This is a genomic window from Spirillospora sp. NBC_01491 (genome assembly GCF_036227065.1).
In the GTDB taxonomy this organism is placed as follows: domain Bacteria; phylum Actinomycetota; class Actinomycetes; order Streptosporangiales; family Streptosporangiaceae; genus Spirillospora; species Spirillospora xylanilytica.
Genome location: NZ_CP109432.1, coordinates 6,294,772 through 6,312,268 on the forward strand (window position 1 = coordinate 6,294,772; position 17,497 = coordinate 6,312,268).

General features: G+C 72.6%; 16 protein-coding genes. 7 read left to right on the top strand and 9 right to left on the bottom strand.

Annotated elements, in window-relative coordinates; translation table 11 throughout:
* The first annotated feature begins 561 nt into the window (after window positions 1-561).
* From OHA34_RS29285 to OHA34_RS29310, 6 genes are all read left to right on the top strand, one after another.
* Complete coding sequence (locus OHA34_RS29285) at window positions 562-1,368, top strand: resuscitation-promoting factor (RefSeq protein WP_285938163.1); 807 nt, start codon at window positions 562-564, stop codon at window positions 1,366-1,368.
* A 44-nt stretch (window positions 1,369-1,412) separates the two neighbouring features.
* On the top strand, window positions 1,413-2,393 hold the full coding sequence (gene rsmA / locus OHA34_RS29290; RefSeq protein ID WP_285938162.1) for a 16S rRNA (adenine(1518)-N(6)/adenine(1519)-N(6))-dimethyltransferase RsmA: 981 nt from the start codon (window positions 1,413-1,415) through the stop codon (window positions 2,391-2,393).
* A complete protein-coding gene (locus OHA34_RS29295) occupies window positions 2,335-3,417 on the top strand; it encodes a glycoside hydrolase family 26 protein (protein ID WP_285938161.1) in 1,083 nt (360 codons plus the stop codon). The genes rsmA and OHA34_RS29295 overlap by 59 nt, the downstream gene beginning before the upstream one ends.
* Before the next feature lie 28 nt (window positions 3,418-3,445).
* A complete protein-coding gene (locus OHA34_RS29300; RefSeq protein WP_285938619.1) occupies window positions 3,446-4,366 on the top strand; it encodes a 4-(cytidine 5'-diphospho)-2-C-methyl-D-erythritol kinase in 921 nt (306 codons plus the stop codon).
* A 75-nt stretch (window positions 4,367-4,441) separates the two neighbouring features.
* Window positions 4,442-4,798 (top strand): hypothetical protein, encoded by a 357-nt coding sequence (locus OHA34_RS29305; protein ID WP_329519532.1) that lies wholly within the window; start codon window positions 4,442-4,444, stop codon window positions 4,796-4,798.
* A 198-nt stretch (window positions 4,799-4,996) separates the two neighbouring features.
* Window positions 4,997-6,784 carry an ABC-F family ATP-binding cassette domain-containing protein gene (locus OHA34_RS29310; protein ID WP_329519533.1) on the top strand — a complete coding sequence of 596 codons (1,788 nt, stop codon included), beginning with the start codon at window positions 4,997-4,999 and terminating at the stop codon, window positions 6,782-6,784.
* A gap of 59 nt (window positions 6,785-6,843) precedes the next feature.
* Here OHA34_RS29310 and OHA34_RS29315 read toward each other — a convergent pair whose 3' ends face one another.
* The 7 genes from OHA34_RS29315 to OHA34_RS29345 form a co-directional block, all read right to left on the bottom strand.
* Entirely contained in the window at window positions 6,844-7,356 is a 513-nt protein-coding gene (locus OHA34_RS29315; RefSeq protein WP_285938158.1) for a MarR family winged helix-turn-helix transcriptional regulator, read from the bottom strand.
* A 34-nt stretch (window positions 7,357-7,390) separates the two neighbouring features.
* Entirely contained in the window at window positions 7,391-9,097 is a 1,707-nt protein-coding gene (locus OHA34_RS29320) for an acyl-CoA synthetase (protein ID WP_329519534.1), read from the bottom strand.
* Between the two features lie 210 nt (window positions 9,098-9,307).
* Window positions 9,308-10,468 (bottom strand): acyl-CoA dehydrogenase family protein, encoded by a 1,161-nt coding sequence (locus OHA34_RS29325; protein ID WP_285938156.1) that lies wholly within the window; start codon window positions 10,466-10,468, stop codon window positions 9,308-9,310.
* On the bottom strand, window positions 10,459-11,406 hold the full coding sequence (locus OHA34_RS29330) for a VOC family protein (RefSeq protein WP_329519535.1): 948 nt from the start codon (window positions 11,404-11,406) through the stop codon (window positions 10,459-10,461). Before OHA34_RS29330 ends, OHA34_RS29325 begins: the two co-directional genes overlap by 10 nt.
* 32 nt (window positions 11,407-11,438) lie before the next feature.
* Window positions 11,439-12,194 (bottom strand): enoyl-CoA hydratase/isomerase family protein, encoded by a 756-nt coding sequence (locus OHA34_RS29335; protein ID WP_285938154.1) that lies wholly within the window; start codon window positions 12,192-12,194, stop codon window positions 11,439-11,441.
* 53 nt (window positions 12,195-12,247) lie between these two features.
* On the bottom strand, window positions 12,248-13,486 hold the full coding sequence (locus tag OHA34_RS29340; protein WP_329519536.1) for an acyl-CoA dehydrogenase family protein: 1,239 nt from the start codon (window positions 13,484-13,486) through the stop codon (window positions 12,248-12,250).
* Window positions 13,483-15,075, bottom strand: a complete 1,593-nt coding sequence (locus OHA34_RS29345; RefSeq protein ID WP_285938152.1) for an AMP-binding protein — start codon at window positions 15,073-15,075, stop codon at window positions 13,483-13,485. The genes OHA34_RS29340 and OHA34_RS29345 overlap by 4 nt, the downstream gene beginning before the upstream one ends.
* Before the next feature lie 192 nt (window positions 15,076-15,267).
* On the opposite strand from OHA34_RS29345, the gene OHA34_RS29350 reads away from it, so the two are divergent.
* Window positions 15,268-16,068 (top strand): trans-aconitate 2-methyltransferase, encoded by an 801-nt coding sequence (locus tag OHA34_RS29350; RefSeq protein WP_329519537.1) that lies wholly within the window; start codon window positions 15,268-15,270, stop codon window positions 16,066-16,068.
* A gap of 193 nt (window positions 16,069-16,261) precedes the next feature.
* Here OHA34_RS29350 and OHA34_RS29355 read toward each other — a convergent pair whose 3' ends face one another.
* Together OHA34_RS29355 and OHA34_RS29360 are read right to left on the bottom strand one after the other, a co-directional pair.
* Window positions 16,262-16,582 carry a hypothetical protein gene (locus OHA34_RS29355; protein ID WP_285938150.1) on the bottom strand — a complete coding sequence of 107 codons (321 nt, stop codon included), beginning with the start codon at window positions 16,580-16,582 and terminating at the stop codon, window positions 16,262-16,264.
* A gap of 75 nt (window positions 16,583-16,657) precedes the next feature.
* Window positions 16,658-17,476, bottom strand: coding sequence for a TetR/AcrR family transcriptional regulator (locus OHA34_RS29360; RefSeq protein WP_285938149.1), 819 nt, complete (start codon window positions 17,474-17,476; stop codon window positions 16,658-16,660).
* Window positions 17,477-17,497: the final 21 nt, after the last annotated feature.

Below are 17,497 nucleotides of genomic sequence, written 5' to 3' on the forward strand. Positions count from 1 at the left end.
CCATTGCTAGATCACCTCAATGTTTCTCGCTACCGTGCACTATTGCCTCGCATACCTCGATTGTCCGACGCTCGTCACGAGGTGAGGGTGTTTTGTCGGATCAGATGTGGGTGAACCGGATGGACGGTTGTGCTTCCCCTGCGGTCGCGGCAACCCCAGCCAAGTGACCCCGGCCGGCGCTGACCCGAAGATGCGCACCGCCCGCAGTCGAGTCTCAGTCGACGGCCCAGTCGGGTCTTCTCATGTCGATATGGGTAAGGGGTAAGTCGCCGTCCATAGTGGCGACCAATCGACACTTGAAAGACCGCAGTGAGAGGAAAATTCCGCCCTCGATGGCGAAGATGCAGGCGGAGGCTCGGCCTAAAGCGCGGGCGCCACTCTGGGGGATTCCGGTTCTCTCACTGAGCGGCCGGTTCATGGTGTTGCTGACCGGGCGCGGTCATGGAACGCGTCGGTGGTCCATGTGGACTTCGGTGGTGCAGTGGCGGGCGAGGGGTGCCTGGCTTTATTGTCTGGCAGGTTAACCGGGCATTCCCCCGCGCCCGGCCGGCCCAGGAGGACATGGTGCGCCGACCCCTCACGACCCTCGCCTTGCCGCTCGCCGCGGCGCTGCTGGCGGCCGGCTGCGGCGGAGGAGGCGGTGGCGGCGCGGCGAAGCCGCAGGGCACCGCCCCCGTCGCGGACGCTCCGCGGACCAGCGCGCCGGCGCCGCGCAAGGTGGTCATCGTCGTCGACAAGAAGCGCACCGAGGCGATGACCACGGGCACCACCGTCCAGGAGGTCCTCGAGCAGGCGAAGGTGAAGCTCGGGAAGCACGACCTGGTCAAGCCCGCGCGCACCGCGCCGTCGGGTGAGCTGATCAAGGTGGTGCGGCTGCTGTCGGCCCCGGTCACCAAGAAGGTGCGGACGCCCGCTCCGACGGTCAAGAAGAAGAGCTCCAAGGTGCCGCCGTGGAGTGAGAAGGAGCTGCGCAAGGGCAAGGACGGCATCAAGATCGTCCAGACGGCCTATGCCAAGCGGCGCGGCAAGAAGGTCACGATCGTGCTGTCGGAGCAGGTCAAGCGGAAGCCGGTGGCGCGGATCCTGGCGGTGGGGCCGCAGTCGGGCGGCGGCGGGTCGGCGGCCCGGCTCAACTGGCCGGGCCTGGCCAACTGTGAGTCGCACAACAATCCGAAGGCCGTCAACAGCGCCGGGTACTACGGGCTCTACCAGTTCTCGATGCCGTCCTGGGCCTCGGTCGGCGGCAGCGGCAGGCCGTCCGACGCCAGCGCGGGCGAGCAGACCTACCGGGCGCAGCTCCTCTACAACAAGGTGAACGGGCGCTGGCAGGGGCAGTGGCCCAACTGCGGGAAGTTCCTGTTCTCCTGACCTGCTCTCCTTTACCCGTTCTGTGGACCTGACAGACTGGAACCGTGGGGGACAGACACGGTTTGCTCGGCCCGGCCGACGTTCGCGAGCTCGCGGAGCGGCTCGGCATCCGGCCGACCAAGACACTCGGGCAGAATTTCGTCATCGACGCCAACACGGTCCGCAGGATCGTCCGGGCGGCCGATCTGGACCCCGGTGACGTCGTCATCGAGGTGGGGCCGGGGCTCGGGTCGCTGACGTTGGCGCTGCTCCCGGAGGTGCGCGCGGTCGTCGCGGTCGAGATCGACGCGGCGCTGGCGGCGGCGCTGCCGGTGACGGTGGCGGCGCGCGAGCCGGAGCTGGCCGGACGGCTGGAGGTCGTCCGGGCCGACGCGCTGCGGATCGCCGGTCCGCTCCCGGGGCCCGAGCCGACCGCGCTGGTCGCCAACCTGCCGTACAACGTCGCGGTGCCGGTCGTGTTGCAGCTTCTTGCCACGATGCCGTCGCTGCGGCGCGCGCTGGTCATGGTGCAGGCGGAGGTCGCCGACCGGATGGTGGCGCCGCCCGGCAGCAAGGTCTACGGGGTGCCGTCGGTGAAGCTCGCCTGGTACGGGTCCGCGCGCAGGGCCGGACCGGTCGGCCGCGCCGTGTTCTGGCCTGCCCCGAATGTCGATTCCGGTCTGGTCTCATTCACCCGGGGAGAGCAGCCCGAGACCACCGCGTCCCGCGCGGAGGTGTTCGCCGTGATCGACGCGGCCTTCGCGCAGCGCCGCAAGACGCTGCGTGCGGCGCTGGCGGGCTGGGCCGGGTCCCCGGCCGGAGCCGAGCGCGCCCTGCGCGCCGCGGACGTTGATCCACAAGCTCGGGGAGAAGCGCTGGACGTGACCTCCTTTGCGCGGGTTGCCCAGTATCGTCCTGGGGGCGCACTGGACGGGAACGAGGCGGAGGATCATGGTGATGGGGCGTTCGCGGACGGGGGTGGCCGTCGTGGCACTTCCCGTGGCGGCACTGGCCGTGATGGCGGTCGCGGCGGGCGGCTGCGGTAGCGGCGCGGGCGCCACACCGAAGATCACGACCACCGCGCGGGCGGGCGTGGCCCCCACACCGCCCAAGCAGGGCGCCTACTTCGGCGCCTGGGTGCCGCCCGACTCGGCCGGCGCCACGTCCGGCCGAGCGAGCGGGAAGCCGCGTGCGGAGACGTCCGCGGGTGGTTCCGGCGCGCCTTCGGGCGCGCCGTCCGGCGGGGCGAAGGGCAGGCCGGTCCCGGGGGCGGTGGGCGGGTTCGAGCATGAGCTCGGACGGCAGCTCGACATCGTGCAGAGCTACCGGGGCTGGAAGTCGGAGTTCCCGACCGAGGGCGACGCCGCGGTCCTGGCCGGGAACCGCTACCTGCTGCTGACCTGGGCCGGTGCCGACACCAAGGAGATCATCCGGGGGAAGCACGACGCGCTGATCAAGGCCCGCGCGCGGGCGATCAAGGCCACCGGCAAGCCGGTCTTCCTGCGCTGGCAGCGCGACATGGACAAGCCCGGTCTCCAGGACCAGAAGATCCACTCGTCCGCCGACTTCATCGCGGCGTGGAAGCGGCTGCGCGGCATCTTCAAGGCCGAGAAGGTCGACAACGTGGCCTGGGTGTGGTGCCCCACGGCCCGCGGCTTCGGCTCCCGCAACGCCCCCGCGTACTACCCCGGCGACGACCAGGTCGACTGGATCTGCGCGGACGCCCAGCCGGGCGGCGACTACGACTACCGGGACCTGTCGGAGTCGCTGAAGCTGTTCACCGAGTGGGCCAGGGAACGGCCGAAACCGGTCATGATCGCAGAGTTCGGGGTGCCCGAGTCCTACGCCGGACGGCGCGCGGAGTGGCTCCGCAAGGCCGCGCAGACCCTCCAGGACCCGCAGGTCAAGGCGGTGGTCTACTTCAACTCCGACGAGCAGGCCGAGGACGCCAGGGACAAGCGCCGGATGTTCTCGGTGGCGGGCGACAAGCAGGCCGTCTCCGCGCTCCGCGAGATCGCCACCACTCCGTACTTCAACCCGCGCAACCTCCCGGTCACCGGTGGCGGCTGATCCCGTACGCTCTGGTGCCGTGACCGCAGTGATTGCACGCGCCGCCGCGAAGGTCAACCTCCAGCTCGGCGTCGGGCCGCTCCGCGAGGACGGGTACCACGACCTGCTCAGCGTCTTCCACGCCGTGTCCCTCTTCGACGAGGTGACGGCCGAGCCCGCCGGGCGGCTGGAGGTGAGCGTCGAGGCCGCCCCGGACGCCCAGGTGGCGATCGGCGAGGTGCCGGTGAACGGCGACAACCTCGCCGTCCGCGCGGCCCGGCTCGTCGCGGCCCGGCTCGGCGTCGAGCCGCTGGTACGGCTGCGGATCCGCAAGGCCATCCCGGTCGCGGGCGGCATGGCGGGCGGCAGCGCCGACGCCGCCGCCGCCCTGGTGGCGTGCGCCCGCCTGTGGGACGACCCGGGGGAGCCCAGGCTCAGCCGGGACGACCTGATCGAGCTCGGCGCCGAGCTCGGCAGCGACGTCCCGTTCTCGGTCCTCGGCGGGACGGCGATCGGCGTCGGGCGGGGCGAGCGGCTCAGCCCGGTGCTCACCCGGGGCACCTTCCACTGGGTCTTCGCGACCGCCGACGGCGGCCTGTCGACCCCGGCGGTCTACGCCGAGTGCGACCGGATCCGCGCGGCCGGGGGCGAGCAGGCGCCCTGGCCGGAGGTCTCCGAGGAGCTGATCGCGGCCCTCGCCACCGGCGATGCCAAGTCCCTCGGCGCCGCGCTCGTCAACGATCTCCAGCCGGCCGCGCTCGCGCTGCGGCCGTCGCTGCGCCGGACGCTCACGGCCGGACGCGATCTCGGCGCGATCGGCGCCGTCGTGTCGGGGTCGGGACCCACCTGCGCGTTCCTGGCCGAGAGCGACGACCATGCCGGCGAGCTGTCGGAGGCGCTGCTCGCCACCGGCCTCGCGGGTTCGGTGGTGCGCTCGTCAGGCCCGGTTTCCGGCGCTACGGTCGTTTGACGGGACGGCCTACCCGCAGGGGCCGGACATCGCGCCCACCCCTCGACCTCCGGAGGCCATCTCATGGCGGGCTTAGTGATTCTCATCCTGCTGGTGCTGATCGGCCTGCCGTGCCTCCTGTTCGGGCTGATCATCGTGGCCATCCTGACCGGCGGGAAGAACCGCGGCATCCAGCCCGGCCGGCCCGGCTGGCACCCGCCGTACCCCGGACAGCCCCCGTACCCGGGGCAGGCCCCCCTCCCCATGCAGGGGCCGCAGCAGGGCCAGGCCCCGTACTCCGAGCAGTCCCCGTACCTGGATCAGCCCACGCAACCCGGCATCCCCGGCCGGCCCTCGTACCCCGGACAGCTCCCGGAGCCTCCGCAGCCCGTGCGGCCTGACCGGCCCCCGCAGGCGGGTCCTGATGATTCGCCCAAGCCTCCTGGCTCCTGACGTTCCCTGCCTCTGATCTGGGGATGGGGGCGAGTGTGCACAAGTACGCACACATGCCCTCGAATCTCACGCGTCCAGGGGCCCCTCGTTGGGCTAACGGACGCCGGTGGAGGGTGAGGCGTCAGGGGCCTGGGTGGTGGGGGGCCGGGGGCCCGCGCGTCCATCCGGTCGCCCGTTGGCACTAGCCTTGATGCTGTCGTGAATCTGATCAACCTTGAGAACGTCACCAAGTCCTACGGGCCCAAGCCGCTGCTCGACGCCGTCTCCCTCGGGCTGGACGACGCCGACCGGGTCGGCGTCGTCGGCCGCAACGGCGGCGGCAAGAGCACCCTGGTCTCCATCCTCGCCAAGGTGGCCGAGCCGGACGGCGGCCGGGTGACCCATGCCCGCGGTGTGCGGCTCGCCTACCTGACCCAGCGGGACGAGTTCGCCGAGGGCGCGACGGTCCGCGGGGTCGTCCTCGGCGACCGGGCCGAGCACGAGTGGGCCGGCGACACGCGCGTCCGCGACATCCTCGGCGGGCTGCTCACCGGGCTCGACCTTGACGCGCCCCTCGCCGGGATGTCCGGCGGCGAGCGGCGCCGCGTCGCGCTCGCCCGGCTGCTGGTGCCCGAGTCCGATCTGCTGATCCTGGACGAGCCCACCAACCACCTCGACATCGAGGCGATCGCCTGGCTGGCCGGCCACCTGAAGAACCGCAAGGTCGCGCTGCTGGTGGTCACGCACGACCGCTGGTTCCTGGACGAGGTCACCGACCGCACCTGGGAGGTCGTCGACGGCCGGGTCGAGCGCTACGAGGGCGGCTACTCCGCGTACGTGCTGGCCAAGGCCGAACGCGCGCGGATCAGCACCGCCACCGAGGCCAAGCGGCAGAACCTGCTCCGCAAGGAGCTGGCCTGGCTGCGCCGCGGCGCCAAGGCCCGCACGTCCAAGCCGAAGTTCCGGGTGGACGCGGCGCAGGCGCTGATCGCCGACGAGCCGCCGGCGCGCGACTCGATGGAGCTCACCCGCTTCGCCACCGCCCGTCTCGGCAAGACGGTCTACGACATCGAGGACGTCCGGGTCCGGGTCGGCGACCGCGACCTGTTCGAGCACCTGACCTGGCGGCTCGGGCCGGGGGACCGGATCGGGCTGGTGGGCGTCAACGGCAGCGGGAAGAGCACGCTGCTGCGCCTGCTCGACGGCGCCGTCACCCCGTCGGCGGGCAAGGTCGTCCGCGGTAAGACCGTCCAGCTCGCGCACCTGTCGCAGAACCTGGAGGAGCTCGACCCGTCCCGCCGGGTGCTGGAGTCGGTCGAGGAGATCAAGCGCCGGATCACCGTCGGCAAGCGCGACTGGACCGCGGGCCAGCTCCTGGAGCGCCTCGGCTTCGTGGGCGACCGGCAGTGGACCCCGATCGGCGATCTGTCCGGCGGCGAGCGGCGCCGCCTCCAGATCCTGCGGCTGCTCATGGCTGAGCCGAACGTGCTGCTGCTGGACGAGCCCACCAACGACCTCGACATCGAGACGCTCACCGAGGTCGAGGACCTGCTCGACGGCTGGCCCGGCACCCTGGTCGTGGTCAGCCACGACCGCTGGTTCCTGGAGCGGATCACCGACCATGTCGTCGCCCTCCTCGGGGACGGCCGCGTCGCGATGCTCCCCGGCGGCGTCGAGGAGTACCTCGACCGCCGTGCCGCCGCCGGATCTCCGGCGCAGGCGGGCACCGCCGCCCAGCCGGCCGCCAAGCCCGGCGGTGCGTCCGGTGCTAAGCCCGCCGGCAAGGCCGCGGGCGGGCAGGACTGGAAGGCCCGCAAGGAACTTGACCGGCTCGAACGCCGCCTCGGCAAGCTCGCCGAGCAGGAGGCCGGGCTGCACGAGCAGCTCGCCGCCGCCGCCACCGACTACGCCCGGCTCCAGGAGCTGGACGCGCGCCTCAAGGAGATCCAGTCCGAGGCCGAGCAGGTCGAGGAGGAGTGGCTGATGCTCGCCGAGGACGTGGGCTGACCCGCGGATCCTCCTGACCACCGGCGACCCGCCCTGGCCCTTGGACGGGGGCTCGGGGGTCAGGGGGTGTGGCCAGCCTCGGTGCCGCTGTCGAACGGGATGAGCAGGGTGCGCAGGAGTCCGGCGAGCGCGTCGCTCTCGCCGGGGCTGAGGCCGTCGAGGATGGCGTGTTCGCGGGAGAGTAGATCGGCGAACGCGGCGTCCACCCTGGTCAGGCCCGCCTTCGTGAGGCTGACCTGGACGCCGCGCTTGTCGGCGGGATCGGGGTGCCGCTCGACCAGACCGGCGGCGGCGAGCCGGTCGATCCGGTTGGTCATGGTGCCGGAGGTGACCAGGGTCGCGCGCAGCAGCCGGCCCGGGCTGAGTCGGTAGGGACGTCCCGCGCGGCGCAGCGCGGTCAGCACGTCGAACTCCCAGGGCTCCAGGTCGTGGGCGACGAAGACGGCGCGGCGCGCGCGGTCGAGATGGCGGGCCAGGCGGGAGACCCGGCTGAGGACGTGCAGCGGCTGGACGTCGAGATCCGGACGCTCGGTGTTCCAGGCATGGACCAGCCTGTCGACCTCATCCTGCATAGTGGACAGCCTACCTGTCTTGATCTCGAGAGAGTCAGGCGTCGTCGCCGTCGGACACGGCCGCGGGGACGGGTGCGGACGCGGGGATGGACGCGGCGGCGGAGCCCGGATCGGGGGCGGCGAGGCCGGCGTACCGCTCGCGGAGGTCCCGCTTGAGGATCTTGCCGCTCGGGTTCTTCGGCAGCGCGTCCGCGAGCACCACGTGCTTGGGCCGCTTGAACCCGGCCAGGTGCTCGCGCGCGTGCGCGAGGACTCGCTCGGGGGTGAGGTCCGCGCCGTCCCTGGGCACGACCACCGCGGTGACGGCCTCGATCCAGCGCGGGTGGGGGAGGCCGAACACCGCGACCTCGGCGACGCCGTCGAGGCCGTGCAGGCATTCCTCGACCTCGCGGCTGGCGACGTTCTCGCCACCGGTCTTGATCATGTCCTTCTTCCGGTCGACCACCGACAGATGGCCGTCGGCGGACAGGATCCCGAGGTCGCCGGAGTGGAACCAGCCGTCCGCGAACGCCTCGGCGGTCCGCTCCGGGTCGTTGTGGTAGCCGAGCGCGGCGTGCGGGCTGCGGTGCACGATCTCGCCGACCTCACCGGGCGGCAGCGGCCGGCCAGCGGGGTCCACGACCCGGGTCTCGACGTTGAGCGAGGCCCGTCCGGCCGAGCCCGCGTGCGAGAGCTGCTCGTCCGGGCCGAGGATCGTGGCCAGCGGCGACATCTCGGTCTGCCCGTAGAAGTTCCACAGCCGCACGTCCGGCAGCCGGCGCCGGATCTCGCCGAGGACCTCCACCGGCATCGCGGACGCGCCGTAGTAGCCCTTGCGCAGGGACGACAGGTCGCGGGTGCCGAAGTCGGGGTGCCGCAGCAGCGAGATCCACACCGTCGGCGGCGCGAACAGCTTGCTGGCCCGCTCGCGCTCGATCGTCTCCAGCAGGAGGGCGGGGTCGGGCTGCGGCAGCAGGATGCTCGTCGCGCCCAGGTACACGTCGACGGAGAAGAAGCAGTCGAGCTGTGCGCAGTGGTACATCGGCAGTGAGTGGACCTCGATGTCGTCGGCGCTCATCTCGCCGTCGACCACGCAGCTCACGTACTGCGCGATCAGCGAGCGGCTGGACAGCATGACGCCCTTCGGCCGCGACTCGGTGCCGGAGGTGTACATCAGCCGCAGCGGGTCGTCGTCGCCGACCAGCACGTCCGGCTCGGTGGCGTCGCCGGGCCCGTCGATCCAGCCCGCCACGTCCTCCCAGCCGGTCCCGGCGACGCCCCGGTCACCGCCGATGCCGCCGCGCACGCCGCCCGTCACCCCGGCGGCGGCCAGGGCCGCGTCCGCGACCGGGACCAGCGCGTCCTCGGCGATCATGCCGGCCGCGCCGGAGTGCGTCAGGATGAAGGCGATCTCCTCCGCGCCGAGCATGAAGTTCACCGGCACGAGGACCGCGCCGAGCCGCGCTGTGGCGAAGACCAGCACCGCGTACTCCCAGCAGTTGTGCGAGAGCAGCGCCAGCCGGTCGCCCTTGGCGAGGCCGCGGGCCGCGAGCGCGCGGGCGGCCCGGTTCACGCCCGCGTCGAACTCGGCGTACGTGGCCCGCCGCGTCCCGTCCACCACGGCGATCCGGTCCGGGTACCGGAGCGCGGTGCGGCGCAGGAGGTCGCCGAGGGCGTGCCGCCGGGCACGGGCGACGAGATCGGACGCCCCGGCGTCCGCGGGGTCGACGGTGTCCTCGCCGGAACGGCCGTTGGCGCTCATCCAAGCCTCCTGGTGCGGTGCTGCTCGCGGGCCGGCAGACCCGTACGCGAGAGCATGCCAGCTCGCCCCGCCCATGGGCAGGGGTGAACCGGCACGGGCGCCGCGCCTGGCTGCCCGTGCGTGGAGGCCCGTGCGTGGAGGCCCCTGCCTGGAGGCCCGCGCCCGGGCCCGTGCCGGCGGCCCGGTCGGCCGCCGGCACGGGAGGTGTGGTCAGCCGCCGGCACGGTCCGGGAGGTCGAGGCCCAGCCCGGTGGCGAGGCGCTCGAGGTGCATGTCGTCGTCGCCGAAGGCCAGCGCCGAGGTCATGGCGTGCCGGGTGAACAGGTGCAGGTCGTGCTCCTCGGTGAAGCCGATCGCGCCGTGCACCTGGTGGCCGAGCGCGCACACCCGCTGGTACGCCTCGCTCACCCACGCCTTGGCCATCGACACCTCCTGCACCGCCTCCCAGCCCGCCGACAGCCGCCAGACCGCCTCGTAGGCGATGAACCGGGAGCCCAGCACGTCGATCGCCATGTCGGCGCAGTGGTGCTGGACCGCCTGGAACGTGCCGATCGACGTGCCGAACTGCTCCCGCGTGGTGGCGTACTCGACGGTCATGTCCAGGACCCGCTGCGCCGCCCCGGTCATCTCCGCGCAGACCGCGGCGGCGCCGAAGGCGGAGATCGCCTCCGGAGCCGCGCCGTCGGTGCCGACGACCCGGTCGGCGGGCACCCGCACGTCCGCGAACCCGACGTCCTGCGGGCGGTCGGCGCCGACCGTCTCGGTGGGACGGAGCGTCACTCCGGGGTCGGTGGCGTCCACCAGGAACGCCCTGGCCTCGCCGCTGCTGTCGCTCCGGCCCCCGCCCCCGCCTCCGCCGCCTCCGCCGTCCGTCCACGCCGCCACCAGCAGGTCGCCCGCGGCGCCCGCATACGGGACGAGCCGGGCGGTGCCGTCGAGCCGGAACCCGTCGCCGTCCGCCGTGGCGACCGGCCCGTCGCCCGGACGGTCCCAGGGGAGCGGGGCGCACGCCAGCACGTGCCCGCGGGAGATGGCGCCGAGCCACCGCTCCCGCTGCTCGGCGGTCCCGAACCGCGCGATCGGCAGGCCGCAGCACGCCACCGTGGTCAGCAGCGGGCTCGGCACCAGCGCGTACCCGAGCTGCTCGAACACCAGGCAGGCCTCGAGGTACCCGGCGCCGAGCCCGCCGTGCTCCTCGGCGAAGGGCAGCCCGGTCCAACCGAGCTCCACCATCTCCTTCCACAGCGCCGCCGAATATCCGGCCGGGTCGTCGCGCACCGCCCGCGCGCCCGCCGTCTCTTTCCGGGCCTCCAGGAGCTCGCGGGCGGTGGACGCGATCAGCTCCTGGTCCTCGGTGAGGGTCAGGTCCATGTCGGCGGGATCTTGTCGGAGCGGACCCACACGCCGGGCCGTTCCTCCCAGAACAGCTGGACGAGGACGCCGCCGGTGTGCTTGGGATGGATGAACGCGTCGCGCCAGGCGGCGCCGTCGGTGCTGCCCTCGTTCTCGCCGAACGTCGGCGTCTCGTGGTGGGCGCAGGCCGCCATGGCGCGGTCCCAGTCGGCGACCTCGAACGTGACGTGGTGCGCGGCGGCGCCGTTGCGGTCCCAGAACCGCTCGATGAACGAGTCCTCGCCGCGCGGCATGATGATCTCCCAGCAGATGGCCGAGCCGGGGATGTTCATCACCAGGTCGGCCATGTCGGGATGCTCGTCGTCCGGGGTCCGCCAGACGTGCGCGAACCCGGCCAGGTCCGCGTACCAGCGGGCCAGCTCGTCGCGGTCGGGGAACGCCTGGCAGACGTGGTCGAGCGCGACGATCCCGAGCGACGGCCCGGTGCCCGCGTCCGCCGCGCCGCCGAGCACGGCCGCGCCGGGCTCGTCGCCGCACAGCCCGGAGCCGCCGGGCCCGCGCAGCCGGAACAGCACGCCCGGCCCGTGCTCGGGCGGCGAGAGCGAGGCCTCGATCCAGCCGCCGTCCGCCGAGCTCGACGGCTTGATGCCGCGTCCCTCCAGCTCGGCGCGGACGGCGTCCAGGTCGGGCACCTCCGCGCCGACGTGGTGCAGGCCGGCGCGGCCCCCGTGGTCGTCGAGGTAGGCCTGGACGGGGGAGTCGTCGCCGGACGGCGCCAGCACCTCCCACGCCTGCCCCCAGCTTCCGGGCACGGCCAGCCGCGCGCCTCGGCAGCCCTCGGCGGGACTGTCCCAGCTCCGCACCCGTGTGAACCCGAACAGCCGCTCCAGCAGCGCGACCTGTGGCTCGAGGTTGGGCGCCACCTGGCCGATATGGTCGATCCGGTAGATCCGCACTGGTCCTCCTCCTGTTCTCTCGCTCGGCGCGGTCAGCTCGGGTGCGGCTCGATCCAGTCGTAGCCGCCGGCGACCAGCTCCTTGACCAGGCGCAGGTTGTAGCGGTTCATCGCCGCGATCCGCTCGGCCAGCTCGCCGACCCGCTTGTCGAACTCGTCGGCCGGGTACACGTCGTTGACCAGCCCGATCCGCAGGGCTCGTTCGGCGTCGAGCCGGACGCCGGTGAACAGCAGCTCCTTGGCGCGCGCCTTGCCGATCCGCTCGGGCAGCCGCTTCACCCCGCCCCAGCCGGGCGCCGAGCCGCCGAACTCGGGCTGGTCGGGGTCGCCGTCCTCGGTCATCTTCGGCCGGTACGGCGGGCGCGCCGACAGGGTGATCTCGACCAGGCCCATCTTGGCGTTCTCCGAGGCCACGATGAAGTCGGCGGCCAGCGCCAGCTCCAGCCCGCCGCCGACGGCGTAGCCGTGCACGGCCGCGATGACGGGGATCGACAGCCGCTCCATCATCGCGAACGTCTTCTCGCCCAGCCGGCCCTGCTCGATCCGCTCCCTCTTGGTGAGCGTCTCGGACCAGCCGAGGTCCATCCCGGCGCAGAAGGCGCGCTCGCCCGCCCCGCGCAGCACCACCACGCAGACGTCCTCGTCGTCGTCGAGGTCGGTGAAGATCTGCCGCAGCTCGCGCATCGTCGTGGGGGTGAGCGCGTTCAGCTTGTCCGGACGGTTCAGGGTCAGCCAGGCCACCCGCTCCTCGATCTGAAGGTCGACGGTCTCGTAGGCGTTCCCGGGCATATGGGCGTTCCTCTCAGTTGGTGGTGACGGTCGGGCGCGGCCGGGGCCGCCGCTCAGCGGCGGGGCAGGTGCAGGCCCCGGGTGGCGATGACGTTCCGCTGGATCTCGGAGGTGCCGCCGAGGAAGGTGGCGGCGACCGAGTCCAGTCGCATGTGGGTGAAGACGCCGTTCAGCGGCGCGTCGCCGCGCCCCCAGAGCGCGGCGGACCGTCCGAACGCGGCGGCGCCGGTGCGCGCCAGCCGCTGGTGCAGTTCGGCACCGAAGAGCTGGTTGACCGACGCCTCGTAGCCCGGCTCCTCGCCCGACGCCTGCCGCGACACGGTGTAGCGGGCCAGGTTGTAGAGCACCCGGACCTCGGTGTGGCGGCGGGCGATCTCCCGGCGCAGGGACGTCCCGGCGCCGGTGCGGGCCACCGCGCGTCCCTCGGCCGACCGCAGGTACCCGACCAGCTCGGACAGCGCCTGCTCGTACTTGATCGTCGCGCCGATGCCGGCCCGCTCGAACCCGAGCGCGGTCATGGCGACGTACCAGCCGCGGTTCTCCTCGCCGACCCGGTCGGCCACCGGCACCCGCACGCCCTCGAAGAAGATCTCGCAGAACGGCGCGTCGCCGCGCAGGTCGGTGATGGGACGGACGGTCACGCCGGGCGCGGCGGCGTCGACCAGCAGGAACGTGATGCCGCGGTGCGCGGGCTCGGCGCCCGGATCGGTCCGGACGAGGACGAACAGCTTGTCGGCGTACTGCCCGAGGGACGTCCACACCTTCTGGCCGTCGACCACGTAGACGTCGCCGTCGCGGACGGCGCGGGTGCGCAGCGAGGCCAGGTCCGACCCGGAGCCGGGTTCGGAGAAGCCCTGCGCCCACGTCGTCTCGCCGCGCGCGATGCCCGGCAGGTAGGCGGCCTTCTGCTCCTCGGTGCCGTGCACGAGGAGGGTCGGGCCGAGCAGGAACGCGCCGATGCCGTTCACCATCGGCACCCGGGCCCGCATCATCTCCTCCTGGAGGATGAACTCCTCCAGCGCCGACAGCCCGGCGCCGCCGTACTCCTCGGGCCAGTGCGGCGCGATCCAGCCGCGCTCGGCGAGCGCCGCGGCCCACGCGCGGGCCCCCTCCCGGCGCTCCGGGTCGTCGCCGACCCGGTCGGCGGGCCAGTTGTAGCCGAGGACGTCCTCGGGCTCCAGGCTGTGCTCGGCCCCGGTGTCGGGCCGGTACCCGGACGGGAACCGGTCGCGGACGAAGGCCCGCGCCTCCGCCCGGAACGCGGCCTCCTCGGCGGTGTCCTCCCAGTTCACTCGGCCTCCTCGGTCCGGTCCCAGGTGGCCGGGGTGATCCCGTGGTCGCCCTGCGCGCGCAGCCGGTACTTGGCGACCTTGTCGGTGGGCGTGCGCGGCAGCTCCGCCACGAACTCCAGGTAGCGGGGGACCATGGACCGCGGCAGCCGCTCCTCGCAGAACGCGATCAGCTCGCCCGGGTCCAGGCCGGTGTCCGGCTGGACGACGACCGAGACCTTGATGTCCTCGTCCTCCAGTTCGGACGGCACGCCGAACGCCGCGCACTCCAGTACCGAGGGATGGGTGTTGATCTCGCACTCCAGGTCGAACGCCGAGATGTTCTCACCGCGGCGGCGGATGGCGTCCTTCATCCGGTCCAGGAAGAAGTAGTAGCCCTCGTCATCCCGCCATACCCGGTCACCGGTGTGAAACCACATGTTCCGGAAACACCGGGTTGTCGCCTCCCAATCGCCGTAATACCCCGTGGTGAGCACGAACGGCTGCTTCGGCCGCAGCACCAGCTCTCCCGGCTCCCCGGGGCCGACCTCGCGGTCGAGGTCGTCGACCACCGCCACCTGGAAGCGCTCGTCGTGCGCCTGCCCGCATGAGCCGAGCCGCCATTCGCCGTACGGGCTGCCGGTGGCGATGCCCGCCTCGGTGCTGGTGTAGGTCTCCACGGCCCGGACGCCGAAGCGCTCGCGCAGGGGCTCGTCCAGGTTGGACTTGCCCATGTAGAACGTCTCCAGCGGATGGTCCTTGTCCTTGGGGGACGGGGGCGCGTTGAGCAGGATCGGCAGCATCGAGAACACGCTCATCGTCACCTGGGCGTCGAAGCGGCGCACGTCGTCCCAGAAGCGGGAGGCGCTGAACCGCTCGACGATCGCGATGGACCCGCCGCCGAGCAGCGCCGACAGCATCCCGTCCCAGAGCGCGGCGGCGTGGAACAGCGGGAGCGGGCAGTAGATCGTCTTGCCCCAGCGGTCCAGGAAGTCCAGCGAGTCCAGCGCGCAGGTCAGCGCGAGCGCGTGCGGGACCATCGCCCCCTTGGACGGCCCCGTGGTGCCGGACGTGTACATGATCGACTGGAGGTCGGAGAAGCGGGCGCCGGACGAGACCGGGTCGTCGCCGTGCGCCAGCAGGCCCGACAGCGGCGTGGCGGGCTTGCCCAGGCCGTCCAGCGGGACGCCGTCCGAGCGGCCCGCCCGGACGATGACGCGGCCGAGGCCGGGCAGCCGGTCCGCCACGTCCGGGAGCCGGTCGGCGTACGGCCCGTCGATGATCAGCCAGCCGGCGTCGGAACTGGCCAGCACGTGCCGGAGCAGCTCGCCGCGGTACTCGATGTTGATCGGGACGGCGACGGCGCCCAGCCGGGCCAGTGCGAAGATCAGGTGGACGAAGTCGGGGCAGTTGGGCAGCATCACGCCGACGTGGTCGCCGCGTCCGACGCCTGCTGCGGCCAGCCCGCGGGCCATCCGGTCGGACATCGAGTCCACCTCGCCGTAGGTGAGCTCGCCTTCCCGGAACTTCAGGAAGGTCTCCGCCCGGTGTGCCCGCGCCTGCGACCGGAGCACGTCCCCGAGGACGAAGCTCTCCAGGGTCTCCTTGCGCATCCGTACCTCCGCTGTCGCTCTCTCGCGGTCGTTCGTGGTGGTGGGTCGCGGCCAGGACACTGTCGATCCGAACACGAAAGGCCAAACCAGGCAACAGGTGCAACAGGGAACAATTTTCTCACCAAGGGCTTCAAGTCCCCCCGCGCGCATGATTGTTGACATCAAGATATGGGCGCGGCATCATGTCTCTTGATGTCGAGACAAGCAGAGGCGCACCCCGCCTGGGACCCCGCGCAGTACGGGGTCTTCGGCGACGAGCGCGGCCGGCCCTTCGCCGACCTGCTCGCCCGGGTCGACCTGGTGCGACCCGCTCTCGTCGTCGACCTCGGCTGCGGCTCGGGCGAGCTGACCGCGAGCCTGGCCGAGCGCTGGCCGGACGCCGTCGTGACCGGTCTCGACGCCTCGCCCGACATGATCGAAGCGGCCCGCGGGCACGCCCTGCGGGGCCGTCTGGAGTTCCGGACCGGCGACGTCGCGGACTGGCGCGCGGACCGGCCGGCCGACCTGATCGTCTCCAACGCGGTGCTCCAGTGGGTGCCCGGGCACACCGCCCTGCTGCCGCGCTGGACCCGCGCGCTGGCCCCCGGCGGCCGGCTGGCCTTCCAGGTGCCCGGCAACTTCGCCGCCCCCAGCCACACCCTGCTGCGCGAGCTCTGCCGGTCGCCCCGCTGGCGCGATGCGCTGGCCGGGACGGTGCACGACGAACCCGTCCTGGACCCGTCCGGCTACGCGGACCTGCTCGCCAGGGAGGGCTGCCAAGTGGACGCCTGGGAGACCACCTACATCCAAATTTTGCCCGGAGAAGACCCGGTACTGGAATGGGTCAAGGGCACCGCGCTGCGTCCCGTCCTGTCGGCCCTGGGCCCGGCCGACACCGCCGAGTTCCTCGACGCCTACCGCGACAGCCTGCGGGACGCCTACCCGCGCACCCCCTACGGCACCGTCTTCCCGTTCCGGCGCGTCTTCGTCGTGGCAGGGCGCCCTGGACCCTAGACGCGATGCCGCCCGCCGTACGAGGGAAGCGACTCGTTCCCCTGCGGTGTGCCAGCTCGAACGGCGGGCGGCATCCGACCCGGCCGCGCGAAGACGCACGCACGATCGCGGCGCGCGCGGCCCCACCGACCCCGGCATCGTGACCCGAAGCCGGTGACCCCAGCCGGTGGCCGCCCGGACGAACTCCGGACGGTCACCGGCACACGTCTTTTCGAAGGGCCGAAGGGGACGGGCGGGCCTCTGCAGCCTGGTGGTCGCGTCCGCCGGGCGCGACGTCAGCGCCGGTGCGGATCTCGACCTCCCAGTCGACCAGGACGGCGTGCAGGCGGCGCAGCAGGCGCCGGAGCTCGGCGACGTGGTCGTGGCCGCGGGCCGAGTGGCGGAAGGCGTTGGCCGCGGCGCGGCGGGCCTCCTCCAGGATCCAGAGCGACTCGTCCAGATCGCGGAGGAAGTCCAGCGCGCAGTCGTCGGCCTGGGTGTCGCGGTCGGCCCGGCGGCCGGTCGTCGGCGTCATCGGGGCCCTCCTCTCGGACTGGTCCCGAGAGTAGGACGAGGGTGTGACAGTTCGCGCCGGAGCGGTGACCGAGGGTCAGTGCCGCGGAGTCGCCTCGGGGGTCTCCTCATGGGCCTCGTCGGCGGACTCCTCAGAGGCATCGTCGCGGCGGCCCTTGCGCTGGGCCTTCTCCGCCTTGGCCGCGGCCTTCTCCTCGGCCTTCTCGGCCTTGTGCGCCGCCTTCTCGGCGCGCTTCTCCAGCCGTTCGAGCTCCTTGCGGCGGCGGCGCGGGTCGAGCGAGGGGCGCGACTCCAGGCCGGACAGGCCGTTCCAGGCGAGGTTCACCACGTGCGCGGCGACCTCCTCGCGCTTGGGCTTGCGCACGTCCAGCCACCACTGCCCGGTGAGCGCGACCATGCCGACCAGCATCTGCGCGTACATCGGCGAGAACCGGTCGTCGTACTCGTGCCGGTCGAACTCCTGGGCGAGGATGTGCTCGACCTCGCCGGCGATCTCGCTGAGCAGGCTGGCGTAGCTGCCGGTGCCGGTGCCGCCGTGCGAGTCGCGCACCAGGATGCGGAAGCCGTCCGGGTGCTCCTCGATGTACTCCAGCAGCGCGAGCGCGGCCTTCTCGAGCTTGCTGCGGTAGTGGATCGCGGAGTTGAGGGCCTCGGTGACCAGGCTGAGCAGTCGTTCGAACTCGCGGTCGACCACGACGGCGTAGAGGCCCTCCTTGCCGCCGAAGTGCTCGTACACCACGGGCTTGGAGACACCCGCCGCGGAGGCGATCTCCTCCACCGAGGTGCCGTCCAGGCCGCGCTCGGCGAACAGTGCCCGGCCGATGTCGAGCAGCTGCTCACGTCTTTCCTTGCCGGTCATCCGCTTCCTGCGGGACCGGGGGGCGGGTTCTGTCACGGTGTCAATTGTGGCGCTCAC